This window comes from Nostoc sp., from assembly GCF_036917535.1.
GTDB lineage: Bacteria > Cyanobacteriota > Cyanobacteriia > Cyanobacteriales > Nostocaceae > Nostoc.
The window spans coordinates 13,964-28,215 of the sequence record NZ_JBALDA010000071.1; the positions used below are offsets into that span (position 1 = coordinate 13,964).

General features: G+C 38.7%; 13 protein-coding genes. 12 read left to right on the forward strand and 1 reads right to left on the reverse strand.

The window, feature by feature from the left end; genetic code table 11:
* Nucleotides 1-29: 29 nt before the first annotated feature.
* The 11 genes from V7K56_RS23005 to V7K56_RS23060 all read left to right on the forward strand — a co-directional run bounded on the left by V7K56_RS23005 (nucleotide 30) and on the right by V7K56_RS23060 (nucleotide 11,341).
* Nucleotides 30-983, forward strand: coding sequence for a stage II sporulation protein M (locus V7K56_RS23005; protein ID WP_334913923.1), 954 nt, complete (start codon nucleotides 30-32; stop codon nucleotides 981-983).
* Between the two features lie 453 nt (nucleotides 984-1,436).
* Nucleotides 1,437-2,480 carry a phosphate ABC transporter substrate-binding protein PstS gene (gene pstS / locus V7K56_RS23010; RefSeq protein ID WP_334913925.1) on the forward strand — a complete coding sequence of 348 codons (1,044 nt, stop codon included), beginning with the start codon at nucleotides 1,437-1,439 and terminating at the stop codon, nucleotides 2,478-2,480.
* Between the two features lie 179 nt (nucleotides 2,481-2,659).
* Nucleotides 2,660-3,637: a phosphate ABC transporter permease subunit PstC gene (pstC, locus tag V7K56_RS23015; protein WP_334913927.1), complete on the forward strand. Its 978-nt coding sequence runs from the start codon at nucleotides 2,660-2,662 to the stop codon at nucleotides 3,635-3,637.
* 73 nt (nucleotides 3,638-3,710) lie between these two features.
* Nucleotides 3,711-4,592 carry a phosphate ABC transporter permease PstA gene (pstA, locus tag V7K56_RS23020; protein ID WP_334913929.1) on the forward strand — a complete coding sequence of 294 codons (882 nt, stop codon included), beginning with the start codon at nucleotides 3,711-3,713 and terminating at the stop codon, nucleotides 4,590-4,592.
* Nucleotides 4,593-4,629: 37 nt separating this feature from the next.
* Complete coding sequence (gene pstB, locus V7K56_RS23025; protein WP_334913931.1) at nucleotides 4,630-5,409, forward strand: phosphate ABC transporter ATP-binding protein PstB; 780 nt, start codon at nucleotides 4,630-4,632, stop codon at nucleotides 5,407-5,409.
* Between the two features lie 515 nt (nucleotides 5,410-5,924).
* The gene (gene pstB / locus V7K56_RS23030) at nucleotides 5,925-6,704 is read left to right on the forward strand and encodes a phosphate ABC transporter ATP-binding protein PstB (RefSeq protein WP_334913933.1); all 780 of its coding nucleotides are present in this window, start codon (nucleotides 5,925-5,927) and stop codon (nucleotides 6,702-6,704) included.
* Between the two features lie 185 nt (nucleotides 6,705-6,889).
* Nucleotides 6,890-8,167 (forward strand): IS1/IS1595 family N-terminal zinc-binding domain-containing protein, encoded by a 1,278-nt coding sequence (locus V7K56_RS23040; RefSeq protein WP_442940146.1) that lies wholly within the window; start codon nucleotides 6,890-6,892, stop codon nucleotides 8,165-8,167.
* Nucleotides 8,168-8,247: 80 nt separating this feature from the next.
* Entirely contained in the window at nucleotides 8,248-8,952 is a 705-nt protein-coding gene (locus V7K56_RS23045) for an SDR family oxidoreductase (protein ID WP_334913935.1), read from the forward strand.
* Between the two features lie 106 nt (nucleotides 8,953-9,058).
* Nucleotides 9,059-10,144: a 4-hydroxyphenylpyruvate dioxygenase gene (gene hppD / locus V7K56_RS23050; RefSeq protein ID WP_334913937.1), complete on the forward strand. Its 1,086-nt coding sequence runs from the start codon at nucleotides 9,059-9,061 to the stop codon at nucleotides 10,142-10,144.
* Nucleotides 10,141-10,581 carry a GNAT family N-acetyltransferase gene (locus V7K56_RS23055; protein ID WP_334913939.1) on the forward strand — a complete coding sequence of 147 codons (441 nt, stop codon included), beginning with the start codon at nucleotides 10,141-10,143 and terminating at the stop codon, nucleotides 10,579-10,581. Before hppD ends, V7K56_RS23055 begins: the two co-directional genes overlap by 4 nt.
* 67 nt (nucleotides 10,582-10,648) lie before the next feature.
* On the forward strand, nucleotides 10,649-11,341 hold the full coding sequence (locus V7K56_RS23060; RefSeq protein ID WP_334913941.1) for an HAD family hydrolase: 693 nt from the start codon (nucleotides 10,649-10,651) through the stop codon (nucleotides 11,339-11,341).
* A gap of 342 nt (nucleotides 11,342-11,683) precedes the next feature.
* Here the strand turns inward: V7K56_RS23060 and V7K56_RS23065 are convergent, their stop codons facing one another.
* Nucleotides 11,684-12,310, reverse strand: a complete 627-nt coding sequence (locus tag V7K56_RS23065) for a CPP1-like family protein (RefSeq protein WP_292780627.1) — start codon at nucleotides 12,308-12,310, stop codon at nucleotides 11,684-11,686.
* Between the two features lie 651 nt (nucleotides 12,311-12,961).
* Here V7K56_RS23065 and V7K56_RS23070 point away from each other — a divergent pair.
* Nucleotides 12,962-13,681, forward strand: coding sequence for a response regulator transcription factor (locus V7K56_RS23070; RefSeq protein WP_334913944.1), 720 nt, complete (start codon nucleotides 12,962-12,964; stop codon nucleotides 13,679-13,681).
* Nucleotides 13,682-14,252 lie beyond the last annotated feature (571 nt).

Consider the following 14,252-nt stretch of genomic DNA (forward strand, 5'->3'; position numbering starts at 1 on the left):
CTAAGTTAAACTCAGTGTTCACAAAATTCATGAATATTCAACGTTGGATTGCGCGACGAGAACCAAATTGGCAGCGTTTAGATACCTTATTAAGGCAGATAGAAAAAAAAGGGTTAAAGTCCCTACGAGCAGCAGAAATTAGAGAGTTAGCAAGTTTATATCGTTCCGTAGCGGCAGATTTGGCACGTGCCCGCACTCAGCAAATCGGCAATACCTCGATCCAAAGTTTACAATCTTTAACAACTCGTGCTTATACGCAGATTTACCAAGGTTCGCGGCGACAAGAATGGCAGGCAATCCTAGAATTTTATCGTTGGGGATTACCATCAGTAGTCCAGAAAGCATTTGTATACATTGCTGTGGCAACGGCACTGTTTTTATTAGGCGCACTAGTGGCTTGGTGGTATTCCTGGCAAAACCCCAGCTTTATGCCTTTGATTGTACCTGAAAGCTTGATTACCAAGGTGCGAGATGAGCATAAATTATGGATGGGTTCAATTGTCGGTGTTGAACCTCTGGCATCTAGCGGGATCGCAATCAATAATTTGTCGGTGTCTTTTGGGGCTGTCGCTGGTGGTATAACTGCTGGAGCATACACAGCCTATTTAATGATATTTAATGGTTTATTAATTGGTGCTGTTGGTACTTTAGTTGCCCAAAATAATCTGGCTTATCCTTTTTGGGCCTTTGTGTTTCCGCATGGTTCTTTGGAATTACCAGCAATCTTTTTTGCTGGGGGGGCGGGATTCTTATTAGCAAGAGCAATTTTATTTCCTGGTAAATATCGCCGTGGGGATGCACTGAAATTCTATGGTTATCAAGCAGTGCAGCTAGTATTTGGGATTGTACCAATGTTGATTATTGCTGGTGCGATCGAAGGCTTTTTTTCACCTAATCCCAGCGTACCTGAGCCGATTAAATATCTTGCAGGAATAGGATTATTTATACTTTTAGTAATGTATTGTAGTCGCAAACCAACATGAAACAATTTAAATAGCCTCTAATTGGCAAATTTAAAAAATATTTGAAAATAAGGTAAATACTAACTACATAAAAAACTCATTTACCTTTTGAGGAAATTGAGTCTATTTTGCCAGTACTAAAATTATGCCAGAGGTTACAGTTGATAGTAGGTGATATTTTGGGATGGTTAAAGGGAATTCTGTAATAAATATTATTTTTTCTATTTAATTAATAATTACTAGATTGCATTATTTACTACATTTTAATTATTTAAATTATACTGAAAACTTTTAATAGTATATTTTGACTAACTAATTTAATCAATCAAAATTTATAAAAAAGTTTAAAATTTAAGATTTAAACATATCTTAATGTCTTGCTTATCAATTGTTAAATCAACTTTAACCATAAAAAATGTAGCTTATTTAAGACTGGAATAACAGCAGTAAAATATTCCTTAAATCAGAGGTAATATGATTTTTTCGACCGCCATATTGAATCGTGTCATTGCTACTTCAATGATGACAACTTCTGTTGCACTTAGTCCATTTTTTGGTGCGATCGCACAAGCTGAAACTCTCAATGGTGCAGGAGCAACTTTCCCGGCTCCGCTTTACGAACGCTATGCTCGTGAAGTAAAGAAGAAATATCCAGATTTGAAAATTAACTACCAAGCAATTGGTAGTGGTGGCGGTATTCGTCAAGTGATCGCCGGAACTGTTGACTTTGGTGGTAGTGATGCTGCAATGAAAGATGATGAAATCGCTAAAGTCAAGAATGGTGCAATCTTAGTACCTACAGCAGGCGGTGCTGTTTCTGTTGTTTATAATCTTCCAGGCGTTAACGATCTCAAATTATCCCGCGCTACATTACCAGCAATTTATTCAGGTCAAATTACCAAATGGAATGACGCAAAAATTAAAGCTGATAATCCAGGTGCTAATCTACCAAATCAAACAATTAAATTTGCTGTTCGTGCCGATGGTAGCGGTACAACTTTCATTTTTACAAATCACTTGAGTGCTATCAGCGGTTATTTTAAAGGCAGAGTTGGAACTAACACTGCTCCAAAATGGAATCTGCCAAATGTCCTCAAAGGCAAAGGAAATCCAGGTGTAGCTGCTATAGTAGCTCGGACTCCTGGTTCTATAGGTTATGTAGAATATAGCTACGCTGTCAAAAACAATCTGAAATCAGCATTAGTACAAAATAAGAACGGAGAATTTGTTGCTCCTTCTTTAGAATCTGCAAATGCAGCTTTATCAACCGTCACTTTCCCAGACAACTACCGCGTTTTTGTAGGAGATCCAGGACAAGGTTATCCCATTGTCGGTCTTACTTGGATGATGGTTTACAAACAGTATGCTAATGCTGCTAAAGCTAATGCAATTAAGAAATGGATTAATTGGGTATTAAAAGACGGTCAACAGTATAACGATGACCTTAACTACACTAAAATTCCATCTGATGTAGCAAATCGAGTGCTTCAGACAGTGAATAGCTCTGTCAAGCCTTAATTTACAATTTTTAAGACTTACGCACAAGAGATTCCTTTATCCCCTTAAAAAGGGAAGAATGCTTTGAATATATCCCCCTTTTAAAAGGTTTAGGGGGATTATTTTACTATTTTCCTCCCTAATAAACTGAGTTAATAACTCGCTCTACTAGTAAGAAAAAACTATTTTATTGATTTGTAATGGCAAATTTATCAGATGATTCAAATCTAGGCGATGAAAATTTCAATCTAACTACTACCAGCGGCACAAATTTCTGGTTTGACCAAGGTTTTACACGGCTAGTATACTTTTTTGCTGTGATTACCGTTGCAGTACTATTGTTAATGAGTTGGGTAATTTTACACGAAGCTCTACCAGCCATTAAGCAGTTTGGAATGGGGTTTTTGTGGGGACAAGATTGGGATACAGGTAATCAGATTTTTGGTGCATTACCCTATATTTATGGAACTTTGGTAAGTAGTGCGATCGCTATTTTATTTGCTGTCCCAGTAGGAATAGCGGTAGCTTTAGTCACGAGTGAAAATTTTTTACCTATATCACTGCGAACCATCCTAGCATTTGTTGTTGAATTAATTGCCGCAATTCCCAGTGTAATTATTGGTTTATGGGCGATTTTTATCTTTATTCCAGTTCTAGAACCTTTACAAAAGTGGTTAGCCAGCACTTTTAAATGGATACCACTATTTAATACAGAAGATCCTTCTGGGACTAATATGTTGACTGCTGGAGTTATTCTCGCCATCATGATTTTGCCCACAATGGCAGCAATTAGTCGTGATGTCTTAATGGCTATCCCTAAAGAATTACGTAGTGCATCTATGGCTTTAGGTGGAACCCGTTGGGAAACAATTTTTCGAGTCTTGCTACCATCTGGCTTTTCTGGAATAGTGAGTGCAGCAATGCTTGCTTTAGGACGTGCTTTGGGTGAAACAATGGCTGTAACTATGGTAATTGGTAACTCTGCTCAAATCAGCATTTCTTTACTTGATCCAGGTTATACAATTCCCTCTGTATTAGCTAATGAATTTGCCGAAGCTGAACCAGGTTTGCACATAGGAGCTTTAAGCTATTTGGCATTAATTTTATTTGGACTGACTCTAATTGTAAATATTGGCGCTGTCATTTTAGTGAAGTGGGTTGGTAGAAAAAATAAATAACACTCTTTTACATTGAAATTACTATAAAGACTTAGTATAAGAAGACATTTATCAATCAAAAAATTTCAAAATTATGAGTGGTTACATCCAATCAGAAACAGATGAATCTTTGGCGGCAGAATTATGCAATCCTCTGCCAACAGAAAGAGTAGTATTTACCTATGCAATGAATGCGATCGCCTTTGGTCTTACAGGTCTAGTACTCATTCCTTTATTATCAATTTTGTGGGAAATTTTCATCCGGGGAATCTCTGGACTCAAATCAGAAATGTTTGTCAAAGCAGTTATTGAAAATGGCTTTGGCAATGCCATCTTGGGAACCATAATCATGGTGGTAATTGGTGCTATTTTAAGCATTCCCACAGGGGTCATGACTGGAATTTTCTTAGCAGAATTTAGTCAAACTAATCCAGTTGCTAGTATTGTTCGTTTTGTCACTAATATTCTTACAGGCGTGCCTTCAATCATTGTAGGCGTGTTTGCTTATGGTGTGATAGTTTTGATAACTAAAGGATTTAGTGCGATCGCAGGTGGTTTTGCTTTATCCGTGATTATGCTACCTGTAATTATACTGACAACAGAAGAATCTTTAAAACTGATCCCCACATCTCAACGTCTCGCCTCTGCTGCTTTAGGTGGAACTCGCTTCCAAACGACTTTTCGCATTGTTGTGACTACTGCAATCCCTGGAATTACTACAGGCATTTTGTTAGCTGTAGCTCGTGCTGCTGGTGAAACAGCACCCTTAATTTTTACTGCTTTATTTAGTCTAGACTGGTCAGAAGGATTGTTAAGTCCAACAGCTTCTTTACCAGTATTGATTTTTAACCTCTACAACGACCCCGACCCACAAAAAAGCCAATTAGTATGGACTACTTCTATAGTTTTACTCGGTTTAATTTTATGTGTCAGTATTCTCTGTCGCTTAGTTATTAGACAGAGAAGAATTAAGTAAAAATAAATTTTTGTTTTATTTCGTACCTTGGGAAAGCATGAGTAACCTAATTCCAGCTATCAAAGTTAAAAACATCAGTTTTTACTATGGGACAATAAAAGCTATTGAAAAGGTATCAATAAATATTTATCAGAACCAAGTAACTGCAATTATTGGCCCTAGTGGTTGTGGTAAATCTACCTTCATTAAAATCTTAAATCGCATTAGCGAATTAGAAGGGCCTGTAAAAGTTGAAGGAGATGTAGAATTTTTTGGTCAGAATATTTATGCTCCTCGTGTCAACATCAATCGGTTACGCCGCCAAATTGGTATGGTGTTCCAAAAACCAAATCCTTTTGGGATCAGCATTTACGAAAATGTTGCCTACGGGATGAGAATAGCAGGCAGATATTCAAAATTAGAATTAGATGAAATTGTCGAATCTGCACTTCACAGCGCTGCTCTTTGGGATGAAGTCAAAGATAAGCTCGATAAATCAGCTTTAGGGCTTTCTGGTGGTCAGCAACAAAGATTATGTATTGCCCGTGCTTTAGCAGTCAAACCAAAAGTTCTGCTGATGGATGAGCCTTGCTCGGCTCTTGACCCCATCGCTACCATGAAAGTTGAGGAACTACTCCACAGTTTACAGTCTGAGTTGACAATTGCGATCGTTACCCATAATATGCAGCAAGCCGCTCGTGTTTCTGATTTTACGGCTTTCTTTAGCACCGATGAAAGTCGGATTGGTCAAATGGTTGAATTTGGCGCTACAGAGCAAATCTTTAACAACCCATTAGACCCCCGCACCCGCGACTACATTTCCGGGCGTTTCGGTTAAGATACTTTCAAGCGTGAATTACTGATTTTCGTCGATCTAGCTTGTACTATAAGATACTTATAAAATGTAGCTTACAAAAGTTATTATTAGTAATTTATCATTATAAAAAACTAACTCCTCACTATCTACATTGTTCATTTTATCGGCACGCTGGTAACAAAATAATCAATTTTTAATCACTATAACCCTTGATTTGTAACGCTTTTTAGGGAATGAAACAGCCCTGTTTTATAAGGGGGGATTAAGGGGGGTAATAATTCGATTAAAATCACAACATACCACTTTTCAAACAACCTCTTAGTCAAGGTGCATAAAATGAATATAAAAAGCTACAAAAAATACATTTTGAAACACAGTCTTGATACAAATATCTAGTAACAGTTTATTTGCTATATGGTTACTGTATAGCTACGTAATTTCCATGAATATATCCTTTTGGGAGTAACATAGTGAAACAGTATTGCTGATTTGTACTGTTTTAGTTTGTCAAGTTTTGTTTCAGACGTTTTGGGAATATGAGTAAACTAATTCCAGCCATCAGAGTCAAAAACTTCAGCTTCTATTACGAAACTAAAAAGATAGTTGAAGGCGTGTCAATGGATATTTATCAAAACCAAGTCACGGCAATTATTGGTTCTAGTGGTTGTGGGAAGTCTACTTTTCTTAAATCGTTAAATCGCATGAGTGAATTAGAAGCAGAAGTAAGGGTTGAAGGAAGAGTAGAATTTTTTGGGCAAAGTATTTATGAGCGTCGTGTCAACATCAATCGCTTACGTCGCCAAGTGAGTATGGTTTTTCCCAAACCAAATCTTTTTCCCATGAGCGTTTATGATAATGTTGCTTATGGGGTGAAGTTAGTTGGATGGCATCCGAAAGTAGAATTAGATGGAATTGTTGAATCTGCCATCAAAGCTGCCGAACTTTGGGATGAAGTGAAAAATAAGCTGCACAAATCTGCTTTAGAGCTTTCTGGTGGTCAACAGCAAAGATTATGTATTGCGCGTGCTTTAGCGGTTAAGCCGAATGTTCTTTTGATGGATGAGCCTTGTTCAGGTCTCGATCCTATGGGTAGTATGAAAATCGAGAATTTGATCCATAACTTGCGTTCTGAGTTGACAATTGTGATTGTTACTCACAATATGCAGCAAGTTACTCGCCTATCTGATTTTACCGCTTTCTTTTATCGTAATGAAAATCGTATTACTCAAATGGTTGAATTTGGTACTACAAATAAAATCTTTACTAACCCTATGGATTCTCGCACGCGCGACTATGTTTTTGCTCGTGTCTGTTGAAGTGTTTCTTAAATTCTCGCTATTCAGAGGGTTACTACACGGTGCAAGCGGAAGTGAAGGGTTAAGTTGAATTTTCGCTTGCTTTAAGTTTTTCTGCTGTTGGGCAATGCGATCTGATATTGACAGTATTTTTTATACTATATATTTAAAGACAAGTATTTGCTTTAGACCACCTGAATTATAAAATGAAATGTCCCCGGTGCCAATCTACTTCATATCGTAAAAATGGTCGTCGGAATGACAAGCAGAATTACCTCTGCAAAAGTTGTGGTAAACAATTCCTTGAGCCTGTATTCTCTCATTCCTTAAAAACTGACTTGCTTTTTAACAGCAACGGACATACTAAAGTATCTACGGCTGAAACGACGGAATTTTCTTTAGTAAAAAATCTGCTAGAAGAAAAAATCACAGAGAAAAGTCTTGGCTTTTTTAGTTTGACATTAGCTGAACAACTGCTGCAAACGATATTATCGCCTGGTTGGTTAGAATCTGCTGCTTTTAGCCAATTTATCGAAAAAATCCAACAAAAAACTGAAATACAACATAGATTAGAAACAGGAATATCACTTCTACTTTTGGATGCAGAAAACTTAAAACTAGATATTAATTCAGAATTATTTTTAGCTAGTGTCTGCAAGTATCCTCTCCAATTTAAAATTGCATTTGCTAACTGGAAAAATCCAAGTGTTGGAAAGCAAGACATTGAATTATATAACCGTGGCTATCAACTTGTCCATGTGCCAGACGGTAAGGATAGTGCTGATGCAAAAATGATCGCTTTCGGTGCTTGTGTTTTACGCTATTATCCAACAGTTAAAGAAATATTAGTCTGTTCTAGCGATGGAATTTTAATTCACCTTTGCAATGAACTCCAAAACCAAGGATTAATTGTCTATTGGGTACGTAGACAAGGGCAAACTTTGCATATAGAAAATCGGAATATTGGCAAATTAACTCATTATTCTTTAGCAATGGCAACAGAAGTTCCGTCTTTGGAAAAAGTGGTTGAGCAAATTCAAGATTTAATTAAAAATGAACAAGATTCAATCAATACTCAATTACACAGGTTAACAACTATTGCAAGTTTATTTCAAGAAAGATCCAATATCAATAATAAATCTAATCTTAAGATACCAGAAATTGAGGAAATTATCCCGATTATAGATAATTTATCTGTACAATCTATTCAAGAAGAAGATTCTGCGGAAATCTCTAATGAAAAAACATTAGATAAATTATTATTAAAAATTATTCAAGATATACAAACAAAGTCTCCCCAAACTAAATTATCTGTGTCCAAACTAGGTTCAGAGTTACGTAAAATAACCGGAGAATCTCCTAATTCAATTATTAAAAAATTAAAGTTAGGTTCCAATTTTACCAAATATTTAGAATCATCTCCCACATTTACATTAAAAATGAATGGCAAAGAATATGAGGTGATGCCGCTACTCTCCGAATAGATGCTTTCTGATGTTTACGTACAACCTAAGCCTGTAATTCTGTATTATGTAAAAAGATGTAAAGAAATGTAAATAATACGATGCAGGATAAAGTTGTTGTTATTGTCGGTGCCACTGGTGGGATTGGTTCAGCTTTAACACAAAAACTTGCGCCTACCAAAGTCCGGTTGGTACTGGCTGCAAGAGATACGGTGCGTTTAACGACACTGGCTGCTGATTTACCAGGACAAGTTTTGACTGTTACCACCGATATTACTGACCCCCAACAGGTAGATACTTTGATAGAAAAGACCATTGCTGAGTTTGGTCAAATTGATATTTTAGTGAATGCCGCTGGTGCTGGTATACTCAAGCCCTACAACAGCCTAGAACCCGCTGATTTAGACAAGATGTTAGATGTCAACTTAAAAGGTAGCTTTTACACCACTCAAGCGGCTGCTGAAGAGATGCAAAAGCGCAAGTCTGGTCACATCTGTAATGTAGTAGGAATTCTGGGCAAGCATTCGATGGGGATGGCAGCAGCTTATTCTGCTTCTAAGTTTGGTGTTGTCGGTTTTAGCAAGTGCATAGCAGAGGAACTCAAACGTTTTGGTATCAAGTTCACGCTATTCTACTTTGGTGGGGTAGATTCTCCTTTTTGGGATAATGTCAACCTAAAAGTAGACCGGAAAAAAATGCTTAGTCCTGAAACTGCTGCCAATGCAATTTTCTTTGCCCTTTCTGCCGAACCGCAAGCTGTGCCAATGGAAATTAACATTCAACCTGATAGTCATTTATTCTTTTAGAGTGGGAGTACGCTTACATAATTCTTGCTTAGGAAAGAAGTGAAAATCTAGCAAAAAAGGCAAAGTTTACAGATATATAAACTGTTATGCTTGATTTTCAATATCTATGAAAATTGATCACGTTCATTTCTATGTAGAAGACGCCAAAGTGTGGCGGGATTGGTTTGTACACCATCTTGGTTTTCAAGCAGTAACCGATCGCATCAGTTCATTTCACACTTGTACAGAAGTGGTGAAAAGTGGTGATGTCTGCTTTTTTCTGTCTTCACCACTGTTGCCTACAAGTCCAGTAATTGAATTTCTGCGTCAATATCCACCTGGTGTGGCAGATGTCGCTTTTGCTGTCGAAGATGTCGAAGGCGCGATCGCCCTAGCTCAAAAACACGGTGCTACAATCCTACAACCCATCCAGGAACGCCAAGAGGGTACGAAATTCATCAAATGTGGCAAAATTGCCGCCTGGGGTGGACTGACTCATACATTGATAGAAAGGTCATTAGTCATTTGTCCGTCGTCATTTGTAACTAACACAAATGACAAAGAACAAATGATAAATGACAACACTTTCACCGCCATAGATCACGTAGTGCTAAACGTGGCGGTTGGTGAATTGGATCGTGCTGTGGCTTGGTACGAAAAAATTCTAGATTTTCAACCCCAGCAGGCATTTAAAATTAAAACCAATCGCTCTGCTTTACATAGCCAGGTGATGGTTTCGCGCAATGGTAGCGTTCAATTGCCAATTAATGAGCCGGCTACCAGCAATTCTCAAATTCAGGAATTTCTAGATGTCAATCGGGGGCCAGGAATTCAACATATTGCCTTGCGGACGACTAATCTTGTGAGTGCGATCGCTAAATTTCGTGCCAGTGGTTTATCCTTACTCTCGGTTCCCCAAACCTATTACTCGCAGCTAAAACAGCGACCAGGACTTACACTATCACCCTTAGAATTAGAAGCGATCGCTCAACAAGAAATTCTGGTAGACTGGCAAGAATATACTCCCGTAGGGACAAAACAAACTGCGCCCCTACTACTGCAAATTTTCACTCACCCCATTTTTGAACAGCCGACATTTTTCTTTGAATTTATTGAACGCCGTTTCCAAGCTCAAGGTTTTGGCGAAGGTAACTTTCGCGCCTTATTTGAAGCTATTGAAAGCGAACAAATCAAACGCGGTACTTTGCAATGATGCCTGAGTACAAAATATTAATTAAAATTCAGCCAGACTCCAAAGAAGTTGATTTTATAGACAAGCAACTTCAGCAATTCAATATAGGCAAGATTGGAGATTACCAATATACGCCACTGTTTCTATTGCTGCGTGATTCAAAAGAAAATGTAGTGGGCGGCTTGGAAGGTTTTATCGGCTTGGGATGGCTTCATATCGGTACTCTCTGGATTGCACAAGAGTTAAGAGGTGATGGATATGGAAAAACGCTACTTTTGGCAGCAGAGCAAGAAGCTGCTAATCATGGCTGCTTAAACATATATGTTTTTACTTACAGCTTCCAAGCTCCGGAATTTTATCAGCGTTTGGGATATGAAGTTTTTGGAGAGTTAGGGGATTTTCCTCCAGGTCATCGTCGATACTTTCTTAAAAAGAATTTACAAAAAACCCTTAGCTAAACTTGATAGTCTCCAAAAATAGCCATACATCTGAGATAATTTTAATAAAAATTAACATTTTCCGCCGATGCTAAGACTGATTACTGACTTCGACGGCCCAATTATTGATGTTTCCGAACGGTACTACCACGTTTATCAATTCTGCTTAGATAAAACCCGTCGCCCCAATCAAGTAGTGCAAGAACTTCCGAAAGCAGAATTTTGGCAGTTCAAGCGATTGCGTGTTCCTGAAAAACAAATCGCCTTAAATTCCGGGTTAGACGAAGCCCAAGCCCAAGAATTCGCCCAGTTGCGGCGGCAAACTGTGCATACAGAACCTTACTTTCACTATGACACTCTTGCGCCTGGTGCTGTGGATGCACTGTTAAAAATTCAACAAGCTGGAATTGATTTGGCAGTGATGACGATGCGCCGATTTCGGGAACTAGATTATGCCTTCCAAAAACACGATTTAGGGAGATTTTTTCCAGAAAATCGTTGTTTTTGCTTGACTAACGACTATGTTAAAACTCGCGATATTGAAGATAAGCCCTTGTTGATGGCTAGGGCATTAAAAGAACTGCCCCCGTCTGCTGATACCTGGATGGTGGGTGATACGGAAGCCGATATTACCGCAGCTAAAAATTATGGGATTAAAGTGATGGCTGTGGAATCTGGAATTCGCGATCGCACCCAATTAGAACTTTACCACCCCGACTTAATCGTTAAGGATTTCAGCGCTGCTGTAGATTTAGTCCTAGAACCTAAACGCCTTGTCTAGAAAGACTCTGTAGGCTGCAATAGCTTGAATCATATAATCAGTTATGATTTCCAGCACAGTCATAATAATTCATAATTACTCATAGCCTTCAATCCCTTCTCCCAATTTTGGGAGGAAGAGGAGCCAATTTTAAAGTCCTTCTTCCAAGTCTGGGAGAAGGATTTAGGGTGAAAGCTCATTGATTCATGCAAAAAATCTAATGATTATATTTTTATTGTCTTTTAATATACTGCCATATATAGTAAGGGCACACAGACATGCACCCTTACCGCGTGTTACATGCAAATAAACAACACACATCAATCACGTTTTCTTTTTAGAAGCTTCCTTACGTGTATAAATTTACCGTAGAAAACTACTAACTAACCACAACAATATAAACGTCACTACAGTAGAGAACTGATTCGTTTCCAGACTGATAAATGATATTTGTGGTAAGAGCCAGCTAGCAACTAGTCCCCCAACGATTAGGCCAATTATTAAACTGACCAGGGTGAACAAAACTGCTCGGCCAAATTTGCCTTCCTTGCGATTAAGAAAGTAAATACTAGTGCCTACGCCAACCACCAATGCTAACTGCAAAACCTGATCGCCTCCCTCTGGATAGAACAGGCTAATAGAACTCAAACCGAGAAACCAAGCTCCTGGTAAGAGTATATCCGCAGGCGTTGGCTGATCCAGCATCCGTTGCAGCCATGCGGGTGACTGCTCGCGAGGGGTTGGACTTTCTTTTGGAGGCGATTGCACTCGCAACTCTGGAAACCGTATCCGCTCAGGGACTTTGATTTTACCTTCCTGGCGCATCCGTAAGCGATCCATTAAAATCGCATCGTAAGCCGCCTCAATCACTTCTAAATGCTTGGCATCGCCATTATGTTGCTCGAATAGGCGATTACGAGCATCCTGAATTTCATCGAAGCTAGCCTCTTCTGATACCCCAAGTTTTTCGTAGGGATTTTGATCGCTCATGGGAGTTTGTTACTTCAGCCTCAGTCAGCGGCAGTCTTTTATCGAATAAAAAACAGCTTTAGGTTTTATTTTGATCGAAACTAAAGTCTCGACCTATTTATATGCTCTACCAGGATAGTAGCACGGGTTAGTTTGATCGACTTTGTAATTTCAACTATAGTCAACTTTAACATATCGCTATAACTCCGTGTATACCCTCATGTCGTTGTCTAATTCTGGCTTTAATCTAGAATTTGAATGGAGAGTACCTAAAATTCATGGTTTTTATGAAAAAATCAACTTTACTGTTTCAAATTTGGCAACTTACTGTACCTTAAAAGAATTTTTTTTAATTATACTGAATAATCGCTTGTGGTATATATCCACATATCGATTTAAAATTGAAACGTTTTAAGTTACCACCTAACTGGGATCAAGAAGGTCTCTTGCTATCAAGAACGGTTGCAGTTAAAGTCAAAGCGCTTATATACTGTTGGCTAACAGAAGTTTCGCCTTCTCATGCCCACAATCCTGATTAGAGTATTTATTTTTTTTGAACGATCAGGATTCTTATACCGTAGCCATGTAGATCCTTAGTTAGTCCAAAGTGGCAACTGCGTTTTTACGCAACTCTCTTGTTAATCTTACGAATTTTTGTGCAAAGTAATGGTCATGGCTCCTGCCAAGATTCTTGTTGTTGACGACGACCCTGCGGTTCGGAATTTAATCCAACGCTTTTTGATTAAGCAGAACTATCAGGTGGAGGCTGCCGAAGATGGAAAGACAGCCTTAAATCTATTTGAGCAATTTAACCCTGATTTGGTGATTCTAGATGTGAATTTACCAGATGTCACAGGGTTTAACCTCTGCCAAGAGATGCAAAGTCGTAATGGTGTTTTTGTTTTGATGTTGACTAGCCGTGCTGACGAAGCTGACAAAATTCGCGGTTTTGCTAAAGGTGCTGACGACTATCTCACCAAGCCTTTTGGGCTAGGAGAGCTAGAAGTTAGAGTCGGAGCTATTTTGAGGCGTCAGCGAGTGATAACTACGGCCGAGCAGAAACGCTTGGTATTTGAAAAACTTATGATCGATCCAGTGCGACGGGAGGTAGCACTTAATAACCAACCAGTACCATTAACGGCTCTGGAATTTGACTTGTTGCATTTTTTAGCTAGTCATCCAGGCCGAGTTTGGCGGCGGGCAGAACTAATCCAAGAGGTGTGGGATTATGAATATGTCGGCGACCAGCGGGTTGTAGATGTTCATATCGGCCAAATTCGCAAGAAGATTGAAATTGATGCTAGTCAGCCAGCATTAATTCAAACTGTACGTGGCGTAGGCTATAAGTTTGAATCTGCTGCTCACCCTCAGCAGTTGGAAAGCAAGTCCTGAGTTTATAGTCTAGAGTTTTTTAACTCTTGACTTTTAACTCTTGGGGTAGTGGTTAGTGAATGTTCTTAGCTTTAGTAACAGACAAATTTAGACAATCAAAATAGGTAGATGTTCCTCAAATATAGACCAAACAGCTATTTGAGATATTTATCTATCTATTTAAGATACTGGACAGCAGAGAGTCCACTGGAAAATATTTCTTTGTATGTGACCGTTTCAGTAGATATAACGGTGCTTAGATTGGAGTTTGTAGGGCACATAGCTGTGCATTAGCGTCAACTTCAGCTAAAGTCCCCTTAAAAGCCCGTTTCTAGCCTCTGTCTGGAAATGCTGCTCATTGGGCTGGTGCTGTAAGTCAGGGAAGCGACAGTCCCAAAATAGGCATTCCCAGTCGGAGACTGAGAACAAAGGTGAATTCTGCCCTATTACCAACTAGTTTTGGCAATAAGAGAAACTATTATAACTTTTTCATGGATCGGAATCTACCGATCTTTTTTATTGTAATATTGCCGATCGCTATTATCTGAAAATGCCGTTAATGGAGCACGGTATACCGTGCCCCATTAATCGG